Origin of the sequence: Rhodopseudomonas palustris, from assembly GCF_003591005.1 — a bacterium.
GTDB classification, from domain to species: domain Bacteria; phylum Pseudomonadota; class Alphaproteobacteria; order Rhizobiales; family Xanthobacteraceae; genus Rhodopseudomonas; species Rhodopseudomonas palustris_K.
Map to the genome: position 1 here is coordinate 50050 of NZ_QYYD01000029.1, position 13592 is coordinate 63641.

Genomic DNA, 13592 nt, shown 5'->3' on the forward strand with positions numbered 1-13592 from the left:
GCATCCACGCCTTGATGGCGGCAACGCGATAAAGGCGTGGATGGCCGGGACAAGCCCGGCCATGACGAAATCGATCGATCAGCCGCTCGCCGATCAGTTGAACATCGCGTCGATGTCGTCCTGCGAGGCGTGGCCGTCGTCGGTGAGTTTCGGGCCGTTGAGCAGCTTGGCGTCGCCTTCGCGGGTGTCGACCACCGGCGGCACGTGCGCCTTGATGGCATCTACGCCGCCCCAGATGTCCATCATCACCACGATGTGGTGCTCGATGAATTTCATGGTCTGCATCACCTTGCTGATGCGCTGTCCGGTGAGGTCCTGGAAATTGCACGCCTCGAAGATCGAGATCACGCGCTCCTGAATCTCTTCGCTGAGCGCCTTCTGCTGATCGGCCGAGGTCACCTTGCCGAGCGCGGTGGCGGCCTGATCGATCGCTTCGGCGGCTTCGAGGATCTGCTGCGTCGCCTCTTCGGTGCCGCCGACCACGGCGCCGAGTTCGCCGTTGACACGGGCCATCTCCGCGCCGCTGAAGCTCTTGCTGTGCAGCACCGCGATTTCGCGCTTGGTCTGGTCGATCGCATTGTGGATCAGGTCGAGTTCGACCTTGAGCGTTTCACACTGCTCGATCTGGGCGCGATACTGCGCCAGCAGCGCCCGCGCTTCGGCGACTTCGTCGGCGGTCGAGGCTTCGATCTCCTGCGTGCCCACGCCGCTCGTCAGGATCGGCTGGCCGCCGCCGACGATCTGAGCGCGGATCGCGCGCAGCTCGGACATGATGTCGTGGTGGGTCGGCCCGGTGTCGCACTCGATCGGTGCAAGCGGCGGTGCGCTTCCGAGCGTGAGTTCGTCGATCCGGAAGCGCTTGCGTTGAATGGACATCGGCTGATCCCGTTGACGGCAATACGTCTTCGTAATGCGATCTCTTTAATTGTCCGTTGCCGGATGGAACTAACAGCGCATACCGCTCGCGGCCAAGATACTTGGTATTAACCATCGCCGCGCGGGGTTCATCGAAAATAAACGCTATCGGCAGGATCGGCGCTGTTTCGCGACGTGGTGAATCGCAAAAGCCGTTTCGTTTACCAAACCGATCCTGTTTTGGTTTCTGATCCGTTGCGTTCACCGGCGCCTTTGGGCGCATTCCGACGAAACAGTTCAGAGTACGTCGATGTTCAGGAAAACCACGCTTAGTTTGATGGCCAGTGTGTCGTGCCTTGCCGCCGGGCTGCCGCCGGCCTCGGCCTACGAATTGATGCAACCGCAATCCGCCCCGACGGTGACTTACGGGGCGCCGCAGGGGCCGCAACGCGCGCCGGTCCGCACCGCGTCGGCGCAACGCGGCAATATGGGCGGCGGCTTCATCGAGTTCTTGTTCAGCGACGGCGACCAGCCGGCGCGGCCGCAATATTACGAGCCGGAGCCCTATTATCAGGGGCGGCGTGGCCAGCCGCTGCCGCCGATGGATCCGCAGATGCAGGGTATGCGGCAGCCCGAGGCGATCGATCCGGCGCGTCCGGCGTTCGATCCGCGATACGAAAAGCAGGTGGTCGAGTATCAGGGCAACGAAAAGCCCGGCACCATCGTGGTCGATACGCCCAATAAGTTCTTGTATCTGGTGCAGGGCGACGGCCGCGCGCTGCGCTACGGCATCGGCGTCGGCCGTCCCGGCTTCACCTGGTCGGGGGTCAAGAGCATCTCGGCCAAGCGGGAATGGCCGTCGTGGACGCCGCCGAAGGAAATGCTGGCGCGCCGCCCCGATCTGCCGCGCTTCATGGAAGGCGGCCCGGACAATCCGCTCGGCGCGCGGGCGATGTATCTGGGCTCGTCGCTGTATCGCATCCACGGCTCCAACGAGCCCTGGACGATCGGCACCAATGTGTCGTCCGGCTGCATCCGGATGCGCAACGAGGACGTCATCGACCTGTATGGCCGCGTCAACGTCGGCGCGCGGGTCGTGGTGATCTGATCGGTGTTGAAACGATAACGGCCGCCTCGGGGCGGCCGTTGCAATATTCGTCGATTGATCAGGCTCAGGCGAAGTCGCTGTCGCCGCCGCCGTCGTCGAAGCCGTCGTCCATGTCGTCCTGATCGTAGCCGGCGTCGGCCATGCGATCATAGTCGTCGTTGTTCGAGCCTTGATCGACGGCGCCGTAGCGTGAGCTGTCATCGACGCCGCCACGCTGCGAGCCGATATCACCGAGGCCGGCCTGCTGCGCCAGGTTGCCGCCGGACTGATCGCCGCTGCCGCCCCACGGGTTCTGGCCGCCGCCGAGGCCGGTCTGGTCGGCCATGCTCTGATGGCCGCCGCCGCCCATCATGCCGCGAATGCTGGAGAGCAGCAGCGAGCCGCCGACCACACCCGCGGCCGCAGCAGCTGCCGTGCCGAGGAACGAGCCGCCGCCTCCGCCGGCCGACGGCGCACCGCCACCGAACGGACCGCCGCCGAAGCCGCCGCCACCCTGCGGGCCGCCGAAGCCGCCGCCCTGCGGCGCGCCGTAGCCACCGCCTGGCGGCGCATATTGACCGGGCTGCGATCCCATCACCTGCCCGGTGTTCCAGGCTGGCCGGCCACCGGTGCCCGGCGGTGGCACGTTCGGCACCGAGCCGCGTTGCTGCGACTGATTGGGGTTCTGGCCGAAGATCGCATCGCGCATGGTGTCGAGGAAGCCGCCGCCTTGGTTGGCTTCCGCCGGCTGGTCGCCGGCCTCGAGTTGCTGGATGCGCTCATGGGCGCGCTTCAGCGCCTCGTCCTGCACCAGCACCGTCTGCACCAGACCATAGATCGCATTCGGAGCGATCCGCTGGCCCTGGGCGATCGCCGCAACAGCGTCGGGATCGCGCGGGGCGGACTCCAGGCGGGCGAGCCGTTCGAACAGATCGTCCACAAGCTGACGTTCTTGCGGTGTCATGATGATCTCCCTCAGCGTCCGTTGCTCACGCGGCGCGATCCGCCGGATGCGGCGCAGCGGGCATGAGTGGGCGAAAATGTAGGGAGGGGGTCGGGCGGCCATAAGGCCCGCGCGGATTAATTTTCGGTAGGAGACCGCGTTGCGGTGCGGTCGATACGTCGCAGCAGTGCCACATTGTTGGCCTCGAGCAGCGCCGGGAAACGATCGCCAGCGAGGAACGCGTATTCGCGCTCGCGCTGATCGGTGAACGGGTCGAGACTGATCAGCACGTCGTCGACGAAGCCGGGATGGCACATCACCAGGCCACGGTCCGGCAGGCCGTCGAGAAACGAGGTCATCAGCGCCTCGAAATCAGTCTCGCGACCAAACTCGTAGGCACCGGCAAAGCCCGGGTTGAAGGCGAGCCCCGCATGCACCGCGCGCTTGCGAAACGGTCCACTCAGCGCGTCGAGCAGCAGCGGCTTTGGACTACCGAGCCGCTGCGCCAGCGGCCGCGAGCGGCCGCACTGCCGCACCCAGGCGTTCGGCGCCAGCGTCTTCACCACCTGCACGAAGGCGTCGCGCACCTGCGGAAACAGCTGCACGTGCTGATGGCCGTCGACATAGTCGGGCATCCGGCCGAAGCGCTCGGCAAAGGCTTCGAGTTGTGCGGTCAGTTCGGTGGCGATGATGGCGCGGTCGTGCCGGCGCAGCAGCGTGCCGCGCAGCTTGCGGCCGAGCGGCAGGAAGATGCCGCCGTGCAGCGGATGGTAGTGCATGGTGAGCGGCGAGAACGGCGCCGTCAGCGTCGCATGCAGCCCGATCGCACAATCGGGATTACCAGCAGCGACTTCCGCCAACGCGCTGACGTCGTCGCGGTCGATCGCGTGCCCGACCATCATCACCGACGTGGCGTTGATGCGCTGCGCTGCGATCAGCTCGCGGATCGCGCGGTTGACGCCCGGGCTCATGCCGTAATCGTCGGCGCACAGCCAGATCCGCCGCGGCACAGCCTCGCTCATTCGGCGGCGGATTGTTCGCTGCGCGCGGCGCCGGCGCCGGGATCGGATTGCCGGACGCTATGCTCGGCGACGAAGTAGATCGGCCGCGCTTTCAGCTCCGACAGGATCTTGCCGATGTATTCGCCAACGATGCCGATCATCAGCAGCTGCACGCCGCCGATCGTCATCATGCCGACCATCAGCGACGGATAGCCCGGCACAGACTTGCCGCTCACCCAGGTCTCCCACAGGATCGAGAGCCCGAACAGAAACGCCACGGTCGCCAGCAGAACACCGAGCAGGCTTGCGATCCGCAGCGGCGCTACCGAGAAGGAGGTCAACCCCTCGATCGACAGGCCGATCAGCCGGCCGGCGCTGAACGTGCTGAGACCATGCGCGCGCGGCTCGGGTTCGTAGTCAACTCGGAATTGGCGGAAGCCGATCCAGGTCGCCAGGCCTTTGAAGAAGCGATTGCGCTCCGGCAGCTGCTTCAAAGCCGCGGCGGCGCGCGGCGACAGCAGGCGGAAGTCGCCGGCGTCTTCGGGGATCTTGGTGCGGGCGCCCCAGTTGATCAGCGCGTAGAAGCCGCGCACCGCGGTGCGGCGCAGCCGCGGCTCGTTGTCGCGATGCGCCTTGGCGGTGAACACGACGTCGTAGCCGTCGTCGATCCAGTGCGACACCAGCTTCTCGGCGAGTTCGGGCGCATGCTGCCCATCGCCGTCCATGAACAGGATCGCGCCGCGGCGGGCATGATCGAGGCCGGCGAGCAGCGCAGCTTCCTTGCCGAAATTGCGCGACAGCGACACCACCTGGACGTCGATGCCGTTGGCCGGAAGATTGCGCGCAATGCTCAGCGTGGCGTCGGCGCTGCCGTCGTCGACATAGACCACTTCGCAAGCGAGGCCGTAGCGTTGACGCAGCGTCGCCGACAGCGTCGCCAGCCGGTGATGCAGCGCCTGCAGCCCGCCCGCCTCGTTGTACACCGGCACGACGATCGACAGCCCGAACGCGGCGGCGTTCGCATCGGCGTTCAGACCTGACAGGTCGCTCCCCAGCTTCATCGGTCGGTTCCGGCTGTCTCTGTGTCCAGTTCGGCGCAAGTCTGATTATTCATATGGCGACGGCGCGAGGTTGTCGCCACCGGCGACGCGGCTCGCGCAGCCGGCTTTATTGCCCGAGAAAGGCTGCAAGTTTGCTGAACAGCGGATTGTCCTTGTCGAACACGTAGTCGAGCGAGGCGACCGACACGGTGTCGGCGCCGTGTTCGCGCAGGAAGCTGCCGAGGCCGTAGAGCTGCGCCGGTGGGCAGTGCAGCGTCAGCATTCCGGACGAGGTCGGGCCGCCGAACGGCGACACCACGCCGAACCGCTGATGCGCTTCGGCCAGCAGCGCGTCGTTGCAGCCGGCAAAGCGGGTGCGGACTTCCTTGTACTTGCTGGCGCGGGCCCGCGAGGCGATCTGGTCGAGAATGATGCGCGCGGTCTCGCGTGCCGCGTCGGACCAGTCGGCCTCGCGCGAGGCGACCAGATTGGCCTGGCTGCGCAGCATCACGCCGTCGTCGAGCACCTTGAGGCCGTTGGCCGCGAGCGTCGCGCCGGTGGTGGTGATGTCGACGATCATCTCGGCGGTGCCGACCGCAGGCGCGCCCTCGGTGGCGCCGGCGCTTTCGACGATCCGGTAGTCGACGATGTTGTGCTGCGCAAAAAAGCCGCGCGTCAGGTTGATGTATTTGGTGGCGACGCGCATCCGGCGATTGTGTTGGGCACGGAAGCCGGTCGAAACGTCGTCGAGATCCGCCATGGTGCGGACGTCGATCCAGGCCTGCGGCACCGCGACCACGACATTGGCGTAGCCGAAGCCGAGCCCGTCGATCAGCAGCACGCGCTTGTCGGCCTCGGCGATGTTCTCGCGCAGCAGGTCTTCGCCGGTGACGCCGAAATGCACCGCGCCGCGGGCCAGATTGGCGGCGATCTCGCTGGCCGACAGATACGCCACCTCGACATTGTCGAGGCCGGTGATGGTGCCCCGGTAATCGCGCGCACCGCCGGGCTTGGTAAGCGCCATGCCGGCGCGGGCGAAGAAAGCTTCGGCGTTTTCCTGCAGGCGGCCCTTGGACGGGACCGCAAGAACGAACGGCGCGCTCATGCGGCACCTCCGGTGGCCATCGTCATCGCCTCGATCCAGATCGAGAAACCGACGGCGGGAATGGGCTGAGCGGCACCGAGCTGGCTCATCAATCCGTCGTAGCGGCCGCCGGCGACCAGCGGATCCGCACCATTGCCTGGGCGATGCAGTTCAAATTCGAAGCCGGTGTAATAGTCGACGCCGCGGCCGAACGAGGTCGAGAACCGCACCTTGCCGAGCTCGATGCCGCGCTCGGCCATGAAGCCGATCCGCGACTCGAACTGATCAATCGCCGGGTCGATCGCCAGTTTCGCGTCAGCGGCGAGGGCGCGGAGCTGCTTCAATGCGGCGGTCGGATCGCCGCTGATCGACAGGAAACGCTGGATCTTCTGCAGCGCGTCGCGCGGCAGCGCGCCGCTCTTCAGCGTCGATTGCTCGAGGAAACGGTCGGCGATCTCGGCGACCGAGCGGCCGCCCAGCGTGGTGGCACCGGCGATCGACATCAGGTCGGTGACCAGCGCCAGCGCCGCCTTGCGGTCGGAGCCGGCCAGTGCCGCCAGCACGCCCTCATATTCGTTGCCGCCCGAGGGCGCGAGCGTCAGCCGTTCAAGGTCCTGCGCTAAGCTGACTTGCCGGTTGAAATCCTTCATCAGCCGCCGCCGCCACACCGGCATCAGGCCCAGCGCGTCGATCAGCGCCGCGAACAGTGCGACGTCGCCGGTGCGGATGTCGACCTCGGACACGCCGAAAGCGGCGGTCGCCTGCAGGCCGAGCGCCAGCATCTCGGCATCGGCCGCGGCGCGGTCCTGGCGACCGAAGGATTCGAGGCCGGCCTGCAGGAATTCAGTCGGCTTGCCGCTGCGCTGGCGAAACACCGGGCCGAGATAGCAAAATCCGGCGGGCTGTCCGGCCGCGGACGAGGCCAGATAATCGCGCGCCACCGGGATCGTCAGGTCGGGGCGGAGGCACAGCTCCTCGCCGCTGGCATCGGTAGTCAGATAGAGGCTCTTGCGGATGTCCTCGCCGGACAAGTCGAGGAATGGGTCGGCGGGCTGCAGGATCGGCGGTTCGGCCCGGCGATAGCCGGCCTGGGCGAAGGATTGCAGCAGCGCCTCCGCCCACGCGGCGGATCCGGTCGCGCCAGCGGCGGCGGTCTTGGTCATTGTCGAAATTCCAGCGATCCCGGGCAGGGACGGGTCAAAACGGTGTCGGCGGAGCCCTTAGCATGGTCGAATGACAGTTTCGACCGTCATCGTCGCGATGGGTGAATACCGGCCGGCATCAATGGTCGAACGCCATCAAATGCCGCCCCAATCCCCCACCACCGCCTGCACCAAGGCCAGCGCCGCAACCGCCGCGGTGTCGGCGCGCATGATGCGCGGGCCGAGGGCGAGGCGGAGGATGCGGGGCTGGCTCAGCAAAAGGGCGCGTTCCTCGGCCGAGAAGCCGCCTTCCGGGCCGACCAGGAGGTCGACACCCTGAAGCGAGGCAACGCGGGCGCCCTGCAATGCGGCAATTGGATCGGCAATCTCGGCGTCCTCGTCGCAGAACACCAGCAGGCGCGGCCCATCGGCGCGCCGGGCCAGAAAGCGGTCGAGCGCGATCGGCTCCTCGACGGCGGCGAGGCTGAGGATGCCGCATTGCTCGGCGGCTTCGATCACATTGGCCCGCATCCGCTCGGTGTTGAGGCGGTGCACCTGGGTGTGCTGGGTGAGCACCGGTTGCAGCCGGCCGGCGCCCATTTCCACTGCCTTTTGAGCCATATAGTCGAGCCTGGCGTGCTTCAGGGGGGCGAACGCATAAGTCACGTCCGGCAGCCGGTCCTGCGGCCGGGTCTGCTCGGTGACCTCCAGCTCCTCCGGCCGCTTGCGGCCGGCCACCACCGCGCGCCACTCGCCGTCGCGGCCGTTGAAGGCGAGCACCGGTGCGCCGGCGCCGAGCCGCAGCACATTGCCGAGATAATTGCTCTGGTCGCGACTGAGCGCCACTCTTGTGCCGGCGGCGAGGTCGGCGTCGACAAACAGCCTTGGGCTGCGGAATTCATAACGTGACATGGCGAGGCTCCGCGCCGTTCTAATCCAAAGGTCCAGCAAAATCAGCAGCTAAACGTGGCGAACCGCCGCGCTGCCGCCCTATTCGGCGGGTTGTTAAGAGGCCTTGGGAATCGTAAAAGGCGCGGGCGGCGGAAAGCTCCGGCGCGCCAGACGGATTCGCCGTCTCTTGCGAGATCCTTTGCCTTTTTCTGGGACAGTTGGAGACCATCGAACCTTGCCGGAGGAGCAGCCTTTGATCATCCGCCGTTTGATTGTGCCGACGGTCGCCGCCGTCATCGCGATGCACGCCCTGCCGGTCAATGCGCAAAGCGCATTCCCGGCGCCGCTACCCACCCAATCCGCGCCGTCGGCGTTTCCGGCGCCGCTGCCGAACCAATCCTCGGCTCCCGCCGCTGCGGCTCAGCCTTCGCCGTTTCCGCCGGTCAATGGCGGCGCGTTTCCGGCCGCCGGCGCTGCGCCGATCGCGGGTGGGGGAGGCGGGTTTGCGCCGCCGCCGCAGGCTGCGCCGATGGGGCAGCAGGCCGCCGGCGAAGAGTGCATGAACGAGTTCGTCAAGTTGCGGCAGGAGGCCGAGAAGCGCGGCGCAGCCATTCAGGCGGCCGGCAAGCGCAAGGCTCCGGCTGCCGAAGCCTGCAAGCTGATCACCGCGTTCGCGGCGTCCGAAACCAAGATGATCAGCTATGTGGTGACCAATTCGAAGCGCTGCGGCATTCCGGGTGAGATCGCCGACCAGCTGAAGCAGGGCCACAAGAACACCAGCGGCATGCAGAAGAAGGTCTGCGACATCGCGGCCCAGCAGCAGCAGCGTGGTCCGGCCGGCCCGAGCCTCGCCGACGTCCTCGGCTCGTCGACCGCGGCGCCTGAGGCCAATGCGTCGGCCAAGAAATTCGGCGGCACCACCTTCGACACGCTGAACGGTAACGTGCTGCAGCGATGACCGGCCTCCCGATCACCGGCGCGACGGCGCCAGTTGCCGATTCCACCGGCAACTGGGTCGATCGCCATGCGCCGGAATGGTCGCGGCCGTATCTTCGTCTCGCCCGGTTCGATCGCCCGATCGGTTCCTGGCTGCTGCTGATGCCGTGCTGGTGGGCGGCGGCGCTGGCCGCCGGCATCGCCCGCGACCTCAGCTATTTGCCGATCGTCTGCGCGCTGTTCTTTGTCGGCGCCTTCGTGATGCGCGGCGCCGGCTGCACCTGGAACGACATCACCGACCGCGATCTCGACGGCAAGGTCGAGCGCACCCGGTCGCGGCCGATCCCGTCGGGTCAGGTCACCGCCAAGCAGGCCGCTGTGTTCATGGTGGCGCTGTGCCTGATCGGCCTCGCCGTGCTGGTGCAGTTCAATTCGTTCGCGATCGCCACCGGCATCGCCTCGCTGATCATCGTCGCCGCCTATCCGTTCATGAAACGGATCACCTATTGGCCGCAGATCGTGCTCGGGCTCGCGTTCTCGTGGGGCGCGCTGATGGGCTTCGCCGTGACCTTCGCGCGGCTCGATCCGGCGGCTTTCGTACTGTACGCCGGCTCGATCGCCTGGGTTGTCGGCTACGACACCATGTACGCGCATCAGGACGCCGAAGACGATCTGCTGGTCGGCATCAAGTCGACCGCGCTGCTGTTTGGCGCCAAGACCCACGCCGCGCTCTCGGTGCTGTTCGGCATTGCGGTCACGCTGATCGGCGCGTCGCTGTGGCTGGCGGGTTCAGGCTGGTTCGCCTGGATCGGGCTCGCAGCGTTCGCCGCGCATCTGGCGTCACAGATCGCCCGGCTCGACATCCACAACTCGCCGCTGTGCCTGAAGCTGTTCAAGTCGAACCGCGACGCCGGCTTGCTGCTGTTCGCCGGACTGGTGGCCGACGCGGTGGTTCGCACGGTCAGCTGATCGGCCTGAGCGCCGATTATTTCTTCAACACCTTGCGGATTGCCGCGCTGATGCCGGCGAGGTCGTACGGCTTGTTGACCACCACGACTTCCTCGAGATCCTTGATGCGCTGCATCTGTTCGCCGTAGCCGGTGGTGAAGAAAAACGGCACGCCGCGTTCGGCCAGACGCTGTGCGATCGGCAGACTGCTCTCTTGGCCGAGATTGACGTCGAGCAGCGCGATCTCGAACGAGTCGCGGTCGATCTCCGTCAGCGCCTGAGCCAAGGTGGAGGCCGTCGCGACGCGGGTGGCACCGAGCCGCAGCAGAATGTCTTCGGCATCCATCGCGATGATCAGACTGTCTTCGACCAGCAGGGCCGCGCCGCTCAGCAACGCCGCCGAATCGGCTGGGGCGATGCCGGTGGCGACACCGATGCGTCCAGCCGGTTTCTGCGGCTTGGCGCTCGGGCCTTCGCTGACATGGCGTGCCGGCACGCACAGATCGACCTCGAGCCCGGCCAGTTCGTAGCGCACGCGGGCCTCGCCGCCGAGATCGTAGGGGATCGAGCGATTGATAATCGTCGAGCCGAAGCCCTCGCGGGTCGGCGGCCGCACCGGCGGGCCGCCGCGCTCGCGCCATTCGATCCGCAGATCACCGTCGGCGTCGAACCGCCAGTCGACCGTGACCCCGCCGTTGTCCGACAGCGCGCCGTACTTGGCAGAGTTGGTCATCAGCTCGTGGAACACCAGTGCCAGCGTGGTGAAGGCCTGCGGCTGCAGCAACACGTCGGGACCGGCCAGCTCGACGCGGTCGCGCTTGCCGCCCAGATAGGCCGCGGCTTCGGTGTCGATCAGCGTGCTGAGCGGCGCCGGACTCCAGTTGTCCTTGGTGATCTGATCGTGCGCGCGGGCGAGGCTCTGGATGCGGCCGTCCAGCATGTTGAACGCCGGATGATACTCGCCGGGCTCGCGCGATTGCCGAAGCAGGCCGCGGATCAGCGCCAGGATGTTGCGGACGCGGTGGTTGAGTTCGGCGATCAGCAGATCCTGCCGCTCCGCCGCACGGCGACGCTCTTCCTGGGCTTCGTCGGTGATGCGTAGGATGATCTCGATCAGCGAAATGCGCAGCATCTCGGCGACGCGCAGCTCCGCCTCGGAGAACGGCTGCGACCGGCCGCGAACTTCCTGGCTCCACGCCTCGAAGCTCTGCCGCGGCGTCAGCCGCGCGCCGTGCGGACCGTAGCTCGCCGGCTTCTGCGGATCGCCCGCCCACGTCACGGTGCGGACCTGCTCCTGGCGGAACAGCAGCACATAGTCGCGCGGCGTCCGCGAGATCGGAATCGCCAGCACGCCGGCGGCGACGTCGTCGTAGGCGGCTGCCGACGGAACCGTGTCGGCCAGGCGGTCGGTGGCGTAGATCCGCCCCGCCGCCATGGCGTTCAGCCGGCGAACGATCGTGCGCAGTTCGCCGGTCGGCGGCGTCAGGCCGTCCTGTGCGACGCGGCCGTCCATCCAGATCGCGATGCCGTCGTTCGGGACCGTGTCGTGCAGCATCGAGCCGAGCCAGTCCGGATTCTCCAACAGGGTGGAGTCGCCGACGATCGCCGCCAGCAATCGGTCGCTCGCGGCCCGGGCGTTGTTCTCATAGCCGGCCATCGCCTTGCGCTCTCGGCCTTCCAGCTTCAGCGCGAACATTTGGCCGAACAGTTCCGCGATCGAGCGGCGCTCGAAGCCCGGCAGGCGCGGCCCATCGTAGTGGTGGCAGGCGAACAGGCCCCACAGCTTGCCCTCGATCACGATCGAGATCGACATCGAGGCGTGCACGCCCATGTTCTTGAGATACTCGATATGGATCGGCGACACCGAGCGCAGCACCGACAGCGAAAGGTCGATCGGCGTCCCGCGCTCGTCGAGCTGGGGATAGATCGGCGTCGGCGTCGCATCGACGTCGGCGATAATGCGAAACGGCGTGCGCAGATACAGTTGGCGCGCCTGGACCGGGATGTCCGACGCCGGATAGCGCAGGTCGAGAAAGCTGCCGATGCCGGAGCGGGCAGCTTCCGCCACCACCTTGCCGGAGTTATCGCTGTCGAAGCGGTACACCATCACCCGATCGAAGCCGGTGAGGGCGCGGACCTGGCGAGCGCCTTCGTGCAGGAAGGCTTTTTCGTCGGGGGTCGAATCGAGGCGCGAAATCATCGCGCGGATCGTGCTGGCCGTATCGGGCTGAGTCTCGCCCACGCACGGTTCGGCCTCGACGATGACGGTTCGTCCCGAGACATGGACCGCAAAGTCGAACCGCCGCGTCGAGCCCGGCAGTTCATAACCGAACACGCGCTCGACGGCGTCGAGGCCACGCAGCAGGGTCAGCCGGTTCCGCAACGTGTGCACTGTGGAAATTCCGAGGTGATCGGCCGCATGGGTGCCGAGCATCTCGTCGGCGGAGAGGCCGAAGAATTCGCTCACATTGTTGGAGGCGCGCTGAATCAGCCAGTCCGTCGACATGGCCAGCAGGAACCCGAACGGCTGGATCGCTCCAAGCTGATGGATCGGCTCCCGGTCGCAATTAGTCAGGTCGACTTCTGATTTAAGGGTGATGTCAGCCACACGTAACCTTTGCAAGCCGCCGCGACCGGCTCGTCGCCCAGCGCGCGCCTGCGTCGATGTTCTGATGCGCCTCGGATCGTGAGGCCAAAGTTCGGAAGTTCGGCTATCCGCTGCCACTCCCATCAGGCGAGTGACAGCGTTGGAATGGAACCCGCTCGATGTCTTGCGTCACCAGCGGCCCAATTCTGGTCGCTGCTGATAACGGCGAGAACGGGGCTGAGGTTCCGTCCCAACTATGGGGCGGTCGCTACGTGCGGTTTTCGGCGGTACGGTACAGTCGAAAAATGCGGTCGCGACCGCTGTTTGAATAATGTCGTTGCAAAAGGCCCGCAAGGCCGGCAGGCGCAAAAGTCATCGCGACCTCGGTGCTCGGCAGCCGAACGGTGGCCGAGTGGTACAAGGCGGAGTTACAGGTATCGCCGAGCAACAAGCTAGGGTTGCTCACCGCGGGCGTTTCCGACGGGTCAAGTGCGGGCGATGATCTCGCGCTCGCCCGCGTAGCTCTGCGCTGCGCCGAGCAGTGCACCGGATCGCCGACGCACCAGAAAGCGCGGCCGCCGGCGGCTGACGACGCAGTGGCGACGGCGACGCTGCGCCGGTTCGCGCGGCGTGTCGTCCGGCAGCAGCGGCAGGCCGAGGATCTCGCTCCACACCGCCCGCACGCGGTCGATCTCGTCGGCATCCTCGCTGATACACAGCGGCACCGACAGCGACGGGTCGCGATGCACCAGCATCAGCATCCGGACGTCGTCGAGGCCGCGGCAGGCGATGCCGCGGAAGTCGCTGACCTGCACCTTGATGGCCATCCGCATGCCGGCCACCGCACGGTGCAGGATCACGCGCTCACGATGCAGCTCGATTTGCCTGGTGCCGCCATCGGCCCGCACATCGTGCGCATCGAAGCGGATAGGCAGTGAGAGGGGGTCGAGCCGCAATGCGCGGCTGGACCCCGCGGCCGCATGTACGCCGGGTGGTGTTTGACGCCGACCGGATGTGTTATACCCGCCGGGTTTATTTTCCCGGTGGATGCGTGGCTGGATATTTTACACAAATTACG

At 66.7% G+C, this 13592-nt stretch carries 12 protein-coding genes; 3 read left to right on the plus strand and 9 right to left on the minus strand.

The features are described from left to right. Positions 1–93: 93 nt before the first annotated feature. A complete protein-coding gene (locus D4Q52_RS22415; protein WP_119858792.1) occupies positions 94–876 on the minus strand; it encodes a protein phosphatase CheZ in 783 nt (260 codons plus the stop codon). A 289-nt stretch (positions 877–1165) separates the two neighbouring features. Here D4Q52_RS22415 and D4Q52_RS22420 point away from each other — a divergent pair, with 289 nt between their 5' ends. Further along, positions 1166–1963 carry a L,D-transpeptidase gene (locus D4Q52_RS22420; protein ID WP_119858793.1) on the plus strand — a complete coding sequence of 266 codons (798 nt, stop codon included), beginning with the start codon at positions 1166–1168 and terminating at the stop codon, positions 1961–1963. Positions 1964–2027: 64 nt separating this feature from the next. Here the strand turns inward: D4Q52_RS22420 and D4Q52_RS22425 are convergent, their stop codons facing one another. From D4Q52_RS22425 to D4Q52_RS22450, 6 genes are all read right to left on the minus strand, one after another. After that, positions 2028–2906, minus strand: coding sequence for a DUF2076 domain-containing protein (locus D4Q52_RS22425; protein ID WP_119858794.1), 879 nt, complete (start codon positions 2904–2906; stop codon positions 2028–2030). A 116-nt stretch (positions 2907–3022) separates the two neighbouring features. Beyond that, positions 3023–3907, minus strand: a complete 885-nt coding sequence (locus D4Q52_RS22430; protein ID WP_119858795.1) for a ChbG/HpnK family deacetylase — start codon at positions 3905–3907, stop codon at positions 3023–3025. Continuing rightward, entirely contained in the window at positions 3904–4947 is a 1044-nt protein-coding gene (locus D4Q52_RS22435) for a glycosyltransferase family 2 protein (protein ID WP_119858796.1), read from the minus strand. The genes D4Q52_RS22430 and D4Q52_RS22435 overlap by 4 nt, the downstream gene beginning before the upstream one ends. 106 nt (positions 4948–5053) lie before the next feature. Continuing rightward, positions 5054–6031, minus strand: a complete 978-nt coding sequence (gene hisG, locus D4Q52_RS22440) for an ATP phosphoribosyltransferase (RefSeq protein WP_119858797.1) — start codon at positions 6029–6031, stop codon at positions 5054–5056. Beyond that, entirely contained in the window at positions 6028–7173 is a 1146-nt protein-coding gene (locus D4Q52_RS22445) for an ATP phosphoribosyltransferase regulatory subunit (protein ID WP_119858798.1), read from the minus strand. Before D4Q52_RS22445 ends, hisG begins: the two co-directional genes overlap by 4 nt. Positions 7174–7308: 135 nt before the next feature. Continuing rightward, entirely contained in the window at positions 7309–8064 is a 756-nt protein-coding gene (locus tag D4Q52_RS22450) for a 16S rRNA (uracil(1498)-N(3))-methyltransferase (protein WP_119858799.1), read from the minus strand. Between the two features lie 232 nt (positions 8065–8296). Between D4Q52_RS22450 and D4Q52_RS22455 the strand changes: the two genes are divergently transcribed. Both D4Q52_RS22455 and ubiA read left to right on the plus strand, forming a co-directional pair. Further along, positions 8297–9001 (plus strand): hypothetical protein, encoded by a 705-nt coding sequence (locus D4Q52_RS22455; protein ID WP_119858800.1) that lies wholly within the window; start codon positions 8297–8299, stop codon positions 8999–9001. Beyond that, positions 8998–9948, plus strand: a complete 951-nt coding sequence (ubiA, locus tag D4Q52_RS22460; RefSeq protein WP_182915411.1) for a 4-hydroxybenzoate octaprenyltransferase — start codon at positions 8998–9000, stop codon at positions 9946–9948. The genes D4Q52_RS22455 and ubiA overlap by 4 nt, the downstream gene beginning before the upstream one ends. Positions 9949–9964: 16 nt before the next feature. Here ubiA and D4Q52_RS22465 read toward each other — a convergent pair whose 3' ends face one another. Both D4Q52_RS22465 and D4Q52_RS22470 read right to left on the minus strand, forming a co-directional pair. Beyond that, complete coding sequence (locus D4Q52_RS22465) at positions 9965–12535, minus strand: HWE histidine kinase domain-containing protein (protein WP_425328507.1); 2571 nt, start codon at positions 12533–12535, stop codon at positions 9965–9967. Positions 12536–12999: 464 nt separating this feature from the next. After that, the gene (locus D4Q52_RS22470) at positions 13000–13563 is read right to left on the minus strand and encodes a DUF6101 family protein (protein WP_425328509.1); all 564 of its coding nucleotides are present in this window, start codon (positions 13561–13563) and stop codon (positions 13000–13002) included. Between the last annotated feature and the right edge of the window lie 29 nt (positions 13564–13592).